Annotated in this window: 11 protein-coding genes; 5 read left to right on the forward strand and 6 right to left on the reverse strand. The window is 45.5% G+C overall.

Annotated features, from left to right (window positions below; all coding sequences use genetic code 11):
* Positions 1 to 28: 28 nt before the first annotated feature.
* Positions 29 to 1,657 carry an acyl-CoA synthetase gene (locus XMA152_RS02140; RefSeq protein ID WP_217362097.1) on the reverse strand — a complete coding sequence of 543 codons (1,629 nt, stop codon included), beginning with the start codon at positions 1,655 to 1,657 and terminating at the stop codon, positions 29 to 31.
* Between the two features lie 107 nt (positions 1,658 to 1,764).
* Positions 1,765 to 2,604: a 3-hydroxyacyl-CoA dehydrogenase family protein gene (locus tag XMA152_RS02145; protein ID WP_217362098.1), complete on the reverse strand. Its 840-nt coding sequence runs from the start codon at positions 2,602 to 2,604 to the stop codon at positions 1,765 to 1,767.
* 165 nt (positions 2,605 to 2,769) lie between these two features.
* On the opposite strand from XMA152_RS02145, the gene XMA152_RS02150 reads away from it, so the two are divergent.
* Positions 2,770 to 3,780 (forward strand): AraC family transcriptional regulator, encoded by a 1,011-nt coding sequence (locus tag XMA152_RS02150; protein WP_173482583.1) that lies wholly within the window; start codon positions 2,770 to 2,772, stop codon positions 3,778 to 3,780.
* A 4-nt stretch (positions 3,781 to 3,784) separates the two neighbouring features.
* Here XMA152_RS02150 and XMA152_RS02155 read toward each other — a convergent pair whose 3' ends face one another.
* The 3 genes from XMA152_RS02155 to XMA152_RS02165 are packed head-to-tail and all read right to left on the reverse strand — an operon-like array spanning position 3,785 to position 7,740.
* Positions 3,785 to 4,246, reverse strand: coding sequence for a DMT family transporter (locus XMA152_RS02155; protein ID WP_173482584.1), 462 nt, complete (start codon positions 4,244 to 4,246; stop codon positions 3,785 to 3,787).
* 38 nt (positions 4,247 to 4,284) lie between these two features.
* Positions 4,285 to 4,983 (reverse strand): response regulator transcription factor, encoded by a 699-nt coding sequence (locus XMA152_RS02160; RefSeq protein WP_173482585.1) that lies wholly within the window; start codon positions 4,981 to 4,983, stop codon positions 4,285 to 4,287.
* A 6-nt stretch (positions 4,984 to 4,989) separates the two neighbouring features.
* Positions 4,990 to 7,740, reverse strand: coding sequence for a cache domain-containing protein (locus XMA152_RS02165; RefSeq protein WP_173482586.1), 2,751 nt, complete (start codon positions 7,738 to 7,740; stop codon positions 4,990 to 4,992).
* 212 nt (positions 7,741 to 7,952) lie between these two features.
* Here XMA152_RS02165 and XMA152_RS02170 point away from each other — a divergent pair, with 212 nt between their 5' ends.
* Positions 7,953 to 9,593 (forward strand): fatty acid--CoA ligase, encoded by a 1,641-nt coding sequence (locus XMA152_RS02170; protein WP_173482587.1) that lies wholly within the window; start codon positions 7,953 to 7,955, stop codon positions 9,591 to 9,593.
* A 20-nt stretch (positions 9,594 to 9,613) separates the two neighbouring features.
* Complete coding sequence (locus tag XMA152_RS02175) at positions 9,614 to 10,639, forward strand: MBL fold metallo-hydrolase (protein ID WP_173482588.1); 1,026 nt, start codon at positions 9,614 to 9,616, stop codon at positions 10,637 to 10,639.
* Here the strand turns inward: XMA152_RS02175 and XMA152_RS02180 are convergent.
* On the reverse strand, positions 10,636 to 11,640 hold the full coding sequence (locus tag XMA152_RS02180; RefSeq protein ID WP_173482589.1) for an AraC family transcriptional regulator: 1,005 nt from the start codon (positions 11,638 to 11,640) through the stop codon (positions 10,636 to 10,638). The genes XMA152_RS02175 and XMA152_RS02180 overlap by 4 nt on opposite strands.
* Positions 11,641 to 11,784: 144 nt before the next feature.
* Between XMA152_RS02180 and bktB the strand changes: the two genes are divergently transcribed.
* The gene (gene bktB, locus XMA152_RS02185; RefSeq protein ID WP_173482590.1) at positions 11,785 to 12,963 is read left to right on the forward strand and encodes a beta-ketothiolase BktB; all 1,179 of its coding nucleotides are present in this window, start codon (positions 11,785 to 11,787) and stop codon (positions 12,961 to 12,963) included.
* A gap of 84 nt (positions 12,964 to 13,047) precedes the next feature.
* The gene (gene fadB / locus XMA152_RS02190) at positions 13,048 to 15,171 is read left to right on the forward strand and encodes a fatty acid oxidation complex subunit alpha FadB (RefSeq protein WP_173482591.1); all 2,124 of its coding nucleotides are present in this window, start codon (positions 13,048 to 13,050) and stop codon (positions 15,169 to 15,171) included.
* The last annotated feature ends 12 nt before the right edge of the window (positions 15,172 to 15,183 follow it).

Raw genomic sequence — 15,183 nt, forward strand, 5'->3', positions numbered from 1 at the left:
CCACTAAGGCCACTCTACATAAACTCTATTACAGCGCGTTTGCTTGATCGCGCAGTACGAACTTCTGAATCTTACCGGTCGACGTTTTTGGTAGCGGACCGAAAACAACATTCTTAGGTACTTTGAAACGTGCTAGGTGCTCACGACAGAACTCGATCACATCCGCTTCACTTACCTCTGGCGCACCCTCTTTTAGAGTGACGAATGCACACGGTGTTTCGCCCCACTTCTCATCATTCTTCGCTACAACTGCAGCCTCTTGAATGTGAGGGTGAGAATAAAGAACACCTTCAACTTCGATACTAGAGATGTTCTCACCACCCGAGATGATGACATCTTTCGAACGGTCTTTAATCTGCACGTAGCCATCTGCATGCCATACCGCCAAATCACCCGATGCGAACCAGCCGCCTTTGAATGACTTCTCAGTAGTTGATGGGTTCTTCAGATAGCCCTTCATGACAAGGTTACCTCGCATGAAGATCTCACCCATGGTCTCACCATCTTTAGGCACAAGTTCCATGGTCTCTGGATCCATAACCACCATGCCTTCCATCATTGGCGAACGCACACCTTGGCGAGCTTTAAGCACAGATTTTTCTGCAGGTGATTTTTCATTCCACTCATCTTTCCATGCACAAACAGCACATGGACCATAGGTCTCAGTTAGACCGTAGACATGAGTTACCTCAAAACCAATTGCTTCCATACCAGCGATAACTGGAGCTGGAGGAGCAGCACCCGCGGTCATTACTTTAACTTTGTGGTTGATGCCCGCTTTCATCTCAGCAGGAGATGAGTTCAGCATATTAAGAACGATTGGCGCACCACAGAAGTAGCCAACCTCTTCTTCTTTGATCAGTTCAAAAATCTTATCGGCACGGACATGACGCAAGCTCACACTGACGCCCGCTTGTGCGGCAATGGTCCAAGGGAAACACCAGCCGTTACAGTGGAACATTGGTAGAGTCCAAAGGTACGATGCGTGAATTTCCATACCCCAAGATAACGCATTGCTTGCAGCATTCAGGTAAGCACCACGGTGGTGGTAAACAACCCCTTTCGGATCACCTGTAGTACCTGAAGTGTAGTTTAATGAGATCGCATTCCACTCATCAGTAACGCGCGGGAAATCGTATTCCGGATCACCACCAGCGATAAACGCTTCGTAGTCCATCTCACCGATCATCACACCGCCATCATAGCTAGCATCATCAATACCAATCACAAGCGGTTTGTTGTCTAGCATGCCTAGTGCAGCCGTAGCCAATTCACCAAACTCTTTATCGACTAGGAATACTTTTGCTTCAGCGTGCTGAAGGATAAACGCAACAGCTGCCGCATCCAGACGCGTGTTAATCGAGTTAAGAACAGCTCCAGCCATCGGCACACCGAAGTGCGATTCAAAATGCTCTGGAAGGTTAGATGCAATGATTGATACGGCCTCACCCTTTTTAACACCCGCTTTATTGAGGGCGCTCGCTAACTGCTTACAACGTGTGAGAGTCTCTAACCAAGTACGACGAACAGCGCCATTCACTGTTGCAGTTCGATCAGGGTAGATGAACGCAGAACGCTCAAGGAAGCTGATAGGTGTTAATGCTGCATAGTTTGCAGAGCATTGATCAAGGTTGGTCTCAAAGGGTGAGTTGTGCATCTGATTATCCCTCATTTATTTTATGCGAGTTTTATCACTCGTTTATTCTGTTTATCGTCACAGCTTAAACCGCTTTGAGCAGCTTAAACAGCGTTAATTCCCTAAATTTAGTAGGTATAAAAACCTTTTCCGCTTTTCTTACCTAGCTCTCCCTCAACCACTTTTTCTCGCAAAAGAGGCGCAGGTAGATATCGAGCATCTTTAAGCTCAACAAACATCAAATCCAAAATACTTAGACAGGTGTCCAAACCAATCATATCAGCGAGAGCTAGCGGCCCAATTGGGAAGCCTGCCCCAAGTGTCATGATTTGATCGACCTGTTCTGGTGTTGCAGTACCCTCTTCGACAACACGAATCGCTTCATTAATGGTCGGAAGTAAAATTCGGTTGAGCACAAATGCAGGGCGGTCTTTAACAACAACCGCTGTTTTACCTAATTTCTCAGCGAGTTCGAGCACTGTCGATCGAGTATTTTCTGAGGTGTGCTTAGTCACTATCACTTCAATCAACGCCATCAAAGGCACCGGATTCATAAAGTGCACACCCAACATACGCTCTGGATTATCTACTAAAGCTGCCAATCGACCGATTGAAATTGAGGAGGTATTACTCGCCAGAATAGCTGAAGATTTACAAACTCCATTGAGCGCTTGGAAAATCTTACGCTTGGTCATCTCATCTTCAGTAGCAGCCTCAACCACCAGGTCGCAGTTAGCTAAAGCATCCATTGAAACAGATGTAGCAATGAAAGGTAGTGGATTACACTCTACTGGAAGCTTATTGCGCTCTTTAAGCTTAGCAACACTCATTTCGGTGCGACTGAGAGCTAACTCTAACTGATCCGCGGAGATATCAACCAATACAACCTGGATACCCGCACACGCCAAAACCTGAGCAATTCCTTGCCCCATCTGTCCTGCGCCGACAACACCAACCTGCTGAATCATCACTCTAACCTTTAACTTTTTGCATGGTTTAAATTATCGGGCATAAGTGGCAAGGACTAAATGATAAGGCGAGACTATTTATTGATATTTTCGGACGTGAAATTGCGCTATATTGTGACACTAATACCTAAGTAGAAGCCAATAGATAGATTTTCGGTCAGCGCTATGCAGCATTTTGATAACAATAGCATCTCCTCTCATTTTGCGCTGGGAACACTTAAATCCGCAGCACGGATGGGAGTCGATATTGGCTCACTACTTAAAGACTCAAATCTGGACGGACGACTCCTCGGCAACCAAAAGTTTCGCTTAACGCCCGCGCAGTTCGGTTCATTAGCTCGACTCTCATGGGAGCGAGGGGACGATGAGTTCATGGCCTGTGCCGAACGTCCTGCTCGGTATGGGACGTTTAGTCTCTTCGCGAGGGAGGCGGTGCGCGCAGAAAACCTGTTAGAGGTTTATAAGCACTTATGTCGCTTCTACCGTTTAGTGAATGAATCACTCTCACTTACACTTAGTGTCGACAACTCCAAAGCGACGCTCGAGATGTCACTTTCCAAACCTGAGTTGGATCCAGACTACCTTCTTAGAGACTTCCTACTTCTACTCTGGCACCGCTTTCCGAGCTGGCTGATTGGCCGCAGGATTCACCTATTTGAAGCGCAAATGACAGGCCCTAAACCGCCACATGCAGACGAGTATCGGCTTATCTTCCCCTGCCCAGTCTCATATGAATCATCCGCTAACCGACTCATCTTTGAGGTAGAGGCGTTAAAAGCACCGATCGTTCAAAATCTGGAGACCCTTCGTGATCATCTCCGCAGCGCACCGCTGCAATGGTTCACTCGACAAGAGTATCTGCCGGTATTCACCCGTCGCGTAAGAGATATCATGGGTCACATGGAGTTTGTCGAGATAGATATGGAAAGTGTCGCCCATCAACTCAATATGACTGTTAGAACGCTACGAAGAAAACTTGATGATGAGGGTACTGGATTTCAAGATATTAAAGACGAGCTCAGACGAGACAGTGCTCTGCATCTGCTAAACCAATCCTCTCTTTCAATTCAACGGATATCGCAACAGCTTGGTTTTTCTGAAACTGCCGCATTTACGCGCTCTTTTAAAAAGTGGACTGGTCAAACTCCTAGAGCGTTTCGAACAGGGCAGTTTTAAAAAACTATTTTTGGACCACTGTTTTATCAAGTACCAAATAGATACCTACAGCCATCACAAGTAAGCCAATTATTCGCTTCAGAGTTAAGGCATATTGCTGCGCACCGAAGAGACCAAAATGGTCGATAGTACTCATTGCAATTAACTGTCCCAAAAGAGCAAACGCTATCGCATTAGATACACCAAAGCGCGGCACGATCCAGGTCACACTAATAACGTAAAAAGCGACACAGAACCCCCCTAGATAAAAATAGATGGGGAGATCCTCAGCGACGAATTTTTTAGGAAAACCTTCGGTTGCAAGTAAGTAGACCGACACCGATGTAAAAGCTAACGCCAAAGCCATCGCAGTTGCCAAGGAGGAGCTCATCAAACGTCCGCCAAGACCACCATTTAGGGTAGCCATCGTCGGAATTCCAATACCGGCAAGTAGCATTACTAGCGCATACACAAGAGGATTGTTCATAGATATGTTTCCAACAACTCAGCTTGTTCAAATAGGGGTCAGGATTCCCAGTCGACATCAGCAGTCAACATGTATCCTGCACCGTATACCGTCTTAATGATTTTAGGATCTTTAACGTTCTCTTCGACTTTTTTGCGCAATCTGGACATACGCGAATCGATACTTCGATCATAAGGAATAATCTGATCACCTAGAAGCTGATCACGCGTTAAGATCTTTTTGGGCGCTTTCAAAAACGAAACGAGCATGTTGGCCTCGGCTGTGCTTAAAATCGTCTCCTCACCCGTTTGCGAGGTGAGGGTTAACGAATCTAAATCAAAACTCCAGCCTGAAAAGCGAGCTATACGCACTGCATTAACCACATCGTCACGATGGATTCGACGCAATAGACTCTTGACCCTTGCGACCAACTCACGCGGCTCAAATGGCTTAGTAAGATAATCATCTGCACCCAGCTCTAGCCCAAGTACACGATCGGGAAGACTGCCTCTGCCCGACAGAATTAGCACCCCAACATTGAACTGATTCACCATCTCTCCGACAAGAGTCAGACCGTCCATATCTGGCAGACCTAAATCGACAACACAGAGCTCTGGCCGCTGCTGCTTTAGCCCTTTAAGAATTGCAGCTCCAGTATTAAAGGTCGCTACCTGATAACCGAACCTCTCTAGTTCTGTTTGAATCAGATCACAAATATCTGACTCATCATCGACCACGTAGATCAGATTCTTTTCCATATCTCGTTATCCTCTTGCCACCGTCCGATTAAGGGCAGTCACAATCTGTTCTCGTGTAAATGGCTTAAGTAAAATTTCGTAGCAGGCAGCTGTTGAATGTTCGACTGCATACTCAGCATTACCCGTCATCAACAAAATACGTTCAACACCTCTATTACCACATAGATGATTAGCTAGCTCAATGCCATTGAAACGCCCGGGAAGGTCAATGTCACTGATTAGTGTGCGTATATCTGGAATAGCATCTATAAGTAACAGCGCTTCATCAGTGTCTGAAGCCTCCACCACGCTTAAGCCTATTGATGTCAATTGATCACGTACTACCTGGCGCACATCAAGATCATCCTCCACCAACAACAAAAGTCCATCCATCAGAGTTGGAGCTAATTTTTCGGCATCGGCAGAGAGTTGATGTACCGCCGAGTCCTTTTGCTTCGCTTTAGGCAAAAGAATAGAAATCGTGGAACCAATATCTGAATTATTCAGGATTCTAATGTAACCATTTGACTGCTTTGCAAAGCCATAGACCATACTTAGACCAAGTCCTGACCCACGCCCTTTTTTGGTAGTGAAAAATGGTTCAAATGCTCTCTGAATCGCGTCACGACTAAATCCAGTACCGGAATCTTTTACTTCAATTAGAACATATTCCCCTGGAACAACGGCCTCATCAAAACCTCTGGGGGAAGCGCTGGCACTATTAACCACGCAAATCTCAATTTGGCCACCGTCGGGCATACTATCGCGCGCATTTAGTGCTAGGTTAATCAGTGCGTTTTCAAACTGAGCCAAATCCACTTCAATTAAAGCGTCAGATTTGCCAGTAACATTGAAATTTATCGATGCTGGTAGAGAGCTTTTTATAAGCTCTGACACTCCATTAATTGCAGATGCGGCCCCCACAAGAACAAGTTCTTGAGACTGTGCGCGAGCAAAGGTCATCAAGCGACGAATAATGTCTGCGCCACGATAGGCCGCTCTCAGTGCAGGCGATAAATTACCCTCAATACTCTGCGACTCATTATGATCTTTAGCTGCTAAAAGGTTCCCGATAATGACTGTCAGCAAGTTATTGAAGTCATGGGTCAACCCCCCCGCCAACTGGCCAGCCGCTGTCATACGCGAGGCTTCAAGCATTCGTCGCTCTGAGTTTTTCTCGTCTGTAATATCCAGAGAAAGATTGAAAATACCAACGACGTTTCCAGCAGTATCGAACTCAGGAATGAATCGACGACGTGTTATCAACTGACCTTTTGGCCCCTCTGATACATACTCAAAAACAACATCCTCACCAGAGAGGCATCGATTAATGTGAGAGGCAATTTCGACCTGCATGGAACCAGGGATAACATCGCTTAATTTGCGCCCAATGATGCCCTCTTTGTTCAAACCATAAAACGCTGCATATTCTCGGTTAACAAAAAGGAAACGTAGATCGCTAGTTAAGTAAGCAACCTGAGCAGGGAGCGCGTCCAGAATAAGTGTTTGCCGCTCCTCTAATTGTTCGACCATGTTGGATTTGCGCACAACCTCTTGGCCAAGAGCATCCACACTATGCCCGATACGTGCGACCATACTGTCAAAAGTAGAGGCAAGAATACCGAGTTCATCATCACTCTGAATACCTGATCGAACTCTAAAATCACCATCTTTGACACGCTGGGCAGCGGATGCGAGGCGACGAAGGGGCGAAAGAATTCGGTCAATAGCAAAAGAGCCAACAATGACGGCTATAAGAATACTGATAAGCGCGATCATGAGTATTCGCTGACTTAGAGTGAAAGCGCTACTTTGCAATTCATCCACATAAACAGAAGAACAGATATACCAGTCGAGGCCTTCTAATTTGCGAACAAGCGAGATCTTTTCATGCACATAATTACCCGGGTCAGCCGGCGAGTCCCAGGCATATAAAAGCTCTTCTCCAGTGTCCGCAACTGACTTCAGGTCGAATATAATCGACCGCCCCGTGGTGGGGTTTTTTAGGTTAGTGGCATTCGTCTTATCGATATTTGAGTTAGGGTGCGCAACCAAATAACCCGACGAATCAAAAATAAACATGTAGCCGGTTCTGGCAATTTTGATCTCCATGAGAGCCGCACGTAGCTCATTGACCAGCTGCTCACGTCGCTCAACGACTTGCCGCTCAATATCAACCATAAAAACACCGGTACCAATGCTGACACCAAGATCTGGAAAAAAACGGATGAAGGATAGTTTTTCGGATGAGGTATCACTTCCTACTGACTGCCAGGGATAGCTAATAAATGCTTCCCCTTTCTCGGTTACTTCACGGTGTATTTTCGCGAGTATAGCGAGCTGCCCATCAGAACTATCGGAAATTGGCTTACCAATTAACTCTGGGTTTGGGTGTGATAGGAGCACACCATTGCGATCGGCTATCCAGATATAACCCTCTTCGTCATATCGAAGCTGTTCGAACAGTTTAATAATCGCTCTTGGATCGCCTCCTGCTACAACAGAGCGACTTAACTGGGCACCCACCAGATCAACGATGGTACGCAAAGAGGCCTTACGTGATTCAAGTGCCTGTAGCCTATAAGTATCGACACTCGAGAACATCTTGTCCGCCAGCTGATAGACATTATCCAGCGCCAAACGAGCAGAGTTACGCTCAATCTTGTACACCTCCGCACGAATAAGAGGCACAGAGTAGCTGTAGATACCAATAAAGGTCATTCCAAGCATCGCTAAGATGAGCAGTATGGAGCGATTTCGAATCTTATTCTTTTTCATGAAATCAAATATTCATCACCAAAAAAGCTAGGGAACCTGCGAACAATTCCATGGTTCCCTAGTCTATTCGTTATGGGAGCTAATTTCTGCATCAGTCACATTTCGGTGGAATTTAGTCAGAACTGCGCAAACCTTAAGATATTTAATAGAGACTCACTAAATCCCATTAAACCTTGTCCCAGCAACAAATTTTAAAGATGGAGCAAACACCGATGAAAACAACAAAAATACTGGCGCCAACGGAAAGTGCTTACCAATACCCCCTTCTAATCAAGAGTCTACTTCTTTCAGGCGTCAGATATGAGCCTAACCAGGAGATCGTTTACGGCGATAAGGTTAGATACAACTACGTTGAACTTAATAAACGTATTGCTCGCCTCGCGAACCTGCTTACGAAAGCTGGCATAGGTGCGGGCGATACTGTTGCTGTAATGGACTGGGATAGCCACCGCTACTTAGAAGCGTACTTTGCTGTACCAATGATTGGTGCAATCTTGCACCATGTAAATATTCGTTTAAGCCCGGATCAAATTGCTTACACGATGAACCATGCAGAAGATGACATGGTCTTAGTACATGATGATTTTGTAGAACTCTTTGAAGATATTGCCTCCCAGGTACCCTCTGTGAAAACGGTGGTTCAATTGACAGATAAAGAGAGTGCAAAATCTACAAAGCTTGCGACACTTGGTGAATATGAAGCGTTACTTGCAGAATCCTCTGAACAGTATGATTTCCCTGATTTCGATGAAAATTCTGTAGCGACAACCTTCTACACAACCGGCACAACTGGAAACCCTAAAGGGGTCTTTTTCTCACACCGACAACTGGTACTTCACACACTTAATGTTGCTGTCACTATGGGGGCATACGACGCACTTCCACTGCTTCGCTCTGATGACGTCTACATGCCAATGACGCCTATGTTCCACGTTCACGCATGGGGCATCCCATATGTAGCAACCATGAAAGGTATTAAGCAGGTATATCCGGGTCGTTATGAGCCAAACAAACTGGTCCGCCTATATCGCGAAGAGGGTGTAACTTTCTCGCACGGTGTTCCGGCTGTGCTCCAGATGATCCTTGAGTCTGAAGAGGCCAAAACAACCGATCTATCGCGTTGGAAATTAATGACCGGAGGAAGTGCACCGACACTCGGCCTTGCAAATGCTATGGCTGCTAAAGGAATTAAATTCCATACCGGATACGGCATGTCCGAAACCTGTCCTATACTGACCATAACCTACCTGCACACCGATACACGTGAGTTGTCTATCGAAAACCAGATGAGCACACGAATCAAAACAGGCGTTCCAATGGGTCTCGTTGACCTGCGAATAGTAGACCCTAATGGCAACGATGTTCCGCACGATGGAGAAGCGATGGGCGAAGTGGTGGTGCGTGCACCTTGGTTAACACAGGGGTATGTAAAAGAGCCTGAACGAAGCGAAGAGCTGTGGAGCAACGGCTGGCTTCATACGGGAGATGTTGGCTCAATTGATGGCCGCGGCTTCTTACAGATCAAAGACCGTATCAAGGATGTCATCAAAACTGGTGGTGAATGGATCTCGTCACTCGAGCTAGAAAATCTCATTAGCCAACACCCAGCTGTCAACGAAGTTGCAGTAGTAGGTATTCCAGACGAAAAGTGGGATGAACGCCCGCTAGCGCTTATAGTTACTGCTTCTGATGCAACCCTTGAACCAACGGAGATCCAACAACATCTAATGCAATTTGTTGAAAGCGGCAGAATCAATAAATGGGCTATTCCTCAACAGGTTAAGATTGTTGAGTCGATTCCAAAAACCAGTGTCGGTAAAATCGATAAAAAAGTCATTCGTGCAAGCGTCTAACTACGGAAAACTAGATCGATATGAATTCAGTGCAACCAATACCTGAAGACAACTTACTGGGTATACCCACAGAGGTCGCAGAAGGCATCTACCAAATTCGGTTGCCGCTACCCTTTGCACTGGATCATATCAACGTTTACCTAGTCGAAGATTCCGATGGGTGGATCCTTGTTGATACAGGTATTAAAAGCGAAAAGTCACAAAAAATTCTAGAAAACATCCTAGAAAAACTGCCTGAATCGAGACCTTTAAAGGCTGTACTAGCCACTCATGCTCATGTAGATCATATCGGCGTTGCTGGATGGATCTGTGATAAATGGAATGTACCCCTTTGGGTAAGCAAACCCGAATACGATGGAATAAAGCAATTTTTAGCGATGAATCCCGCTGAAGATGCCGCACTCTCAAGCAATCTGAATGAGTTTTACCATCAAGGGGGTATTCCAGAGTCTGAATACGAGCTCATCATTAGAGGATTATTGGGCTTTCAAAGAGCCTTCTATCCACTACCAAGCACATACGTCGCACTTGAACCAGGCACACTCACTATTAAAAACGAGACCTGGGACATTTTTGTAAATGATGGCCACACTGTAGCCCACGTATCACTGTTCAATCGAGATAGAAATATTCTGATCGCAGGCGACCAAGTACTGGCAAGAATAAGCTCTAATGTAAGCGTTCGATTTGGTGATGCTGACGCCAATCCGTTAAAAACTTGGATCGATGGGTTACTTCAGCTTAAATCACTGCCATCTGAGACACTGGTGTTACCTTCACATGAAAAATCGATGACTAATCTTTCAGCTCGAATCGATGAGTTAGTTGAGGGTTATCTTGAAAACGCACACAAAATCACTCGTTTTTGCAAAACACCTAGTACAGCTGAAGAGCTATTAAGAGCACTGTTTCCTCGCGATCTTTCACCGTTCGAACACCACCTTGCATTCGGGGAAACGAGGTCCTATATCAACTATCAAATTGCACAACAGAAAATTGAAGTAGTTGGTGATGAGAGTGACATTCCTCTCTACATTGCTGTTTAACTTTTCGCTCTAAACGTATGCGGCGAAACTCCAGTCCAGTTCTTGAATGCACGAGAGAAAGAGGGAGCATCAGAAAAACCTAACTCAATAGAGATGTTATGGATTGAGAGCTTTTTCTGACCAAGTAATGTAATTGCCTGATCCAATCTGACACGATCTTTAATGGATTGAAAACTGCCCTTTTCATCCGCAAGTTTGCGTCTTAATGTGCGGGAAGTTATGTAGAGCTCATTCGCTAGATGCTCTATCGAGGCATTAGCAAAACCCACCCTAACCAAATAGTCATAGGTTTTCTTAGTGAAGGTCTGCTGATACGCCTGTTTTGTGAACCAGGCGTAAGGTAAGCGCCTTATATATTGATCCAAACTGCCTTCATCTTGAACGATAGGAAGTGACATTTGACTGCGTTTAAAGACCAAAGCATTTGCGGATTTATTAAAGATGACAGGGGATGGGTACATGAGTTGATATTCTGAAAAATGCATAGGTTCCGAAAATGCAAATTCAACAGAATTAAGGTTTATTGTTTTCCCGACTAACCAACTACCAAATCGATGCCAAACCATCAGATAAAATTCATCCAGCGTATAGCCTGAGTAGTGTGTATTCGCATCAGTTTTAAGTGTTAAACGCACCCACTCCTCATCCTCCTCTAGCCCCAATTTCATAGCACTACCCGTAAGCGCATAAAAATCACTTAAATAACGGAAGAAAGAGCCAAGATCAGGCAAGCAGACAGCATGCTTTGCCATCAACATAAACATGCCAAACCTAGCGTTTTTATTAGCCATCCCCATGAATTCATCATCCATAGAACGCCAAATCGACAAAATGAAACGCGAAAATTGCGTTGGCGTAACACGTGATAAACGACTGGTTAGAAGACGGGGATTTATACCCGCTTTACTAAGCATCAATTGAACATCAACACTCTGATCATCTATAGCACTTATCAATTCATGAACGAAGTGAATGGAGATAGTTTGCTGGACAGATTTCATATTCTTTCTATTAAGTTGTAAGCGAGGAGTGATTCTATCTAAGCATGTCCGTTTTTGCTAATTATCGATCTGTTTTTGCAATTCTAACCCCTAATTTCATCCGTAAAATATTGCCCCTATAACAATTTAAAACAGGAGTTTTTCATGCAAGAAGTAGTTTTTTTAAGCGCCGCTCGCACAGCCATCGGAACCTTTGGCGGCTCTTTTAAGGATCAAGCACCAACACAACTTGGGGCACTTGTGATTAACGAAGCTATCAGACGCGCGGGGATAGAAAACTCTGATATCGAACAGGCCGTTATCGGTAATGTGACGCATAGCGAAGCTGCAGATATTTATATTTCACGTGTGGCAGCCCTGGGGGCAGGCATCCCAGAAAGGACGCCTGCCCTAACAGTAAACCGCCTCTGCGGAAGTGGTTTACAAGCAATTCTTACTGCTGCCCAGCAAATTCAATTGGGTATTTGTAAAACAGTGGTTGCGGGCGGCGCAGAATCGATGAGCCGTGTTCCTTACCACATTCCATCAGCTCGGTTTGGTCAGCGCATGGGCGATGGAAAAATGGTTGATGCGATGGTCGGAGCGCTAACCTGCCCAATCAACCAAGTTCACATGGGTGTAACAGCAGAGAATCTTGCAGAAAAATACAACATTTCACGTGAAGAGCAGGATCAACTGGCAGTCACCAGCCATAATCGAGCTCAGATGGCGATAGAAAATGGCTTCTTCAAAGAGCAGATCGTACCGGTAACATTGAAAACACGTAAAGGTGAACAACTTGTCGATACCGATGAGCATGTTCGTCACAACTGCGCATTAACTGACATGAGCAATCTAAAACCTGTATTTAAACGTGAGGGTACGGTAACTGCAGGTAATGCATCGGGGCTGAATGATGCGGCAGCTGCTGTAGTCATGATGTCTGCTGAAGAGGCTCAACGTCGCAACCTAAAGCCCATGGCCAGGTTGGTCGATTACAGCGTCGCAGGTGTAGACCCAGCCTACATGGGAATTGGTCCAGTGCCTGCGATTCAACAGATCCTTGCGCGTCAAAACCTTTCTGTAGATGACATCGATCTATATGAAGTCAATGAAGCCTTTGCAGCACAGGCTCTGGCTGTTGCTAAAGAGCTAAAACTACCTATGGATCGTCTAAATCCAAACGGAAGCGGGATATCTCTAGGACACCCAATTGGTGCGACGGGCGCCATCATCACGACAAAAGCACTTTACGAACTTGAGCGCACCCAAGGCCGCTTTGCAATCATTAGCCTATGTATCGGCGGCGGCCAAGGAATAGCTGCACTAATAGAACGAACTTGATCAATTTTCGCTCGACACTATCACCCTTGAAGTGTCTTTAGGTGGGTGAATTTCACCCGCCATTTTTTATAAGGTAAAAGAACGATGTATACAGGCGAACATATCCAAGTTATTCAACGCAAAGACTCTATTATTGAGCTTGTCATCAACTCGAATAATGCAAGTGTAAACACATTAAGCGCCGCTGTTTTATCTGAACTGAAAACTGCGGTTCAAACGATCAAATCTGAAAGCAGTGCACTAGGCTTAATTATTCGCAGCAGCAAATCTTCGTTTGTTGTAGGTGCAAATATACTTGAGCTAATCGAGCTACAGAAACAGCATAAGGCTGCAATACTCGAGATGCTTGACGAAACCCATGCCCTTTTTAATTCAATTGAAAACCTGCCATTCCCAACAGTCAGTATCATTAACGGCATGGCGCTGGGCGGTGGTTTAGAGATCGCTTTAACTACAGATTTTCGTGTAGCTACTCAGGACGCACTTATTGGCCTACCCGAAATTACTCTAGGTCTCTGCCCAGGCTGGGGTGGAAATATTCGAGTTGCTCGATTAGCTGGAGCAGACAAGGCTTTTGAGATGATCCTATCAGGCAGACCATTAAAGGCAGATAAAGCCCGTGAGATAGGATTAGTAGATGCGATTGCTGATGACACAGGCGTTGAAAGTGCTGTTTCCCTTCTCTTAAACAGTCAGAAACAGGCAACTGAGAGCCAACGCTTACGTAAACAGCTTGCATCAAAGCAGAGTAGCGAAGCAATTAAAGCTGCAGCTCTAAATAAATTTGGATCGCAGTTGAATGCAAATACACCCGCTGCAACTGAGATCATCGAACTAATCAGTAACACAGCTCAATTAGACTTCACTTCAGCACTCGATGCTGAGGCTCAATGCTTTGCAACTTTGATGCAATCCGATGCCGGCAAGGCATTAAGCGGCCTCTTTGCGAGTGATCAATTCATTAAAACTCAAGCTAAACGTTTTGCAAAAGCAGGTGGATCTGTAAGCAAGGGTGCAGTTATTGGCGCCGGAGTCATGGGCGGTGGTATTGCTTACCAGTCAGCAATCAGCGGCATTCCTGTTGAGATGAAAGATATCAACGAACCAGCGTTAGACCTTGGGGTTTCAACTGCATCCGTACTACTCGATCGCCAAATTAAGAAGGGTAAGTTATCCGAAGAGCAGAAGATTGAAACACTCACTAAAATCAATCCAACCCTTAATTACGAAGGCTTTGGTGATGTCGATATGGTTGTTGAAGCTGTGGTCGAAAATCCAAAAGTTAAAGCGATGGTATTGAGTGATGTAGAGAGTGTGTTAAGGGATGACGCTGTACTCTCTTCGAACACATCAACCATCTCAATTACTAGCTTGGCAGAATCGCTGCAGCGTCCAGAGCAATTCTGCGGCATGCACTTTTTCAATCCTGTCCATGCTATGCCGTTAGTTGAAGTTATCCGCGGAGAAAAAACCAGCGATGAAACAGTCGCTCGTGCTGTAAATTACGCACTTGCCATGGGTAAAAAACCGATTGTTGTGAATGATTGCCCAGGCTTTTTAGTTAACAGAATTCTCTTCCCTTACTTCAATGCGTTTAACCGTTTGCTACTCGATGGCGCAGATTTCGAGCAGATCGACCGCGTCATGGAATCGTTCGGCTGGCCAATGGGCCCGGCCTATCTTGCCGATGTAGTGGGGATTGATGTCCTTGTCCACGCTGATCAGGTTATACAACAAGGATTCCCTGAACGCATGGGCCATGACGGCACTGTAATTGCTGAGTCATTGCTTGCAAAAGGTGAGCTGGGCCAGAAGAGCGGTTCGGGCTTCTATGCCTACGGCAAAGACGAAAACGGCAACCGTTTTAAACGCCCAGCAGAAAGCACGCTTGCGCTCATTTCAGAGCATGCAGCGGATCAGCGCAGTTTCAGTGATCAGGAGATCATTGATCGTCTAATGATTCCACTATGCATGGAGACTGTGCGCTGTTTAGAGGATGGCATCGTCTCCTCGGCAGCCGAAGCGGATATGGGCTTAATACTCGGACTTGGCTTTCCGAAATTCCGAGGCGGAGCACTACGCTATATTGACCTGATAGGTCTTAAAGAGTTCCAAGCCAAGGTTGAACAATATGCTTCTCTTGGTGCGCTATACCAAACCACCGAAAACTTCATCGCTCGCGCGAATGAAAACAGAACATTTTACTAATCGGAGTTTTAT

Origin of the sequence: Marinobacterium sp. xm-a-152 (assembly GCF_013282965.1) — a bacterium.
In the GTDB taxonomy this organism is placed as follows: Bacteria; Pseudomonadota; Gammaproteobacteria; order Pseudomonadales; family Balneatricaceae; genus Marinobacterium_E.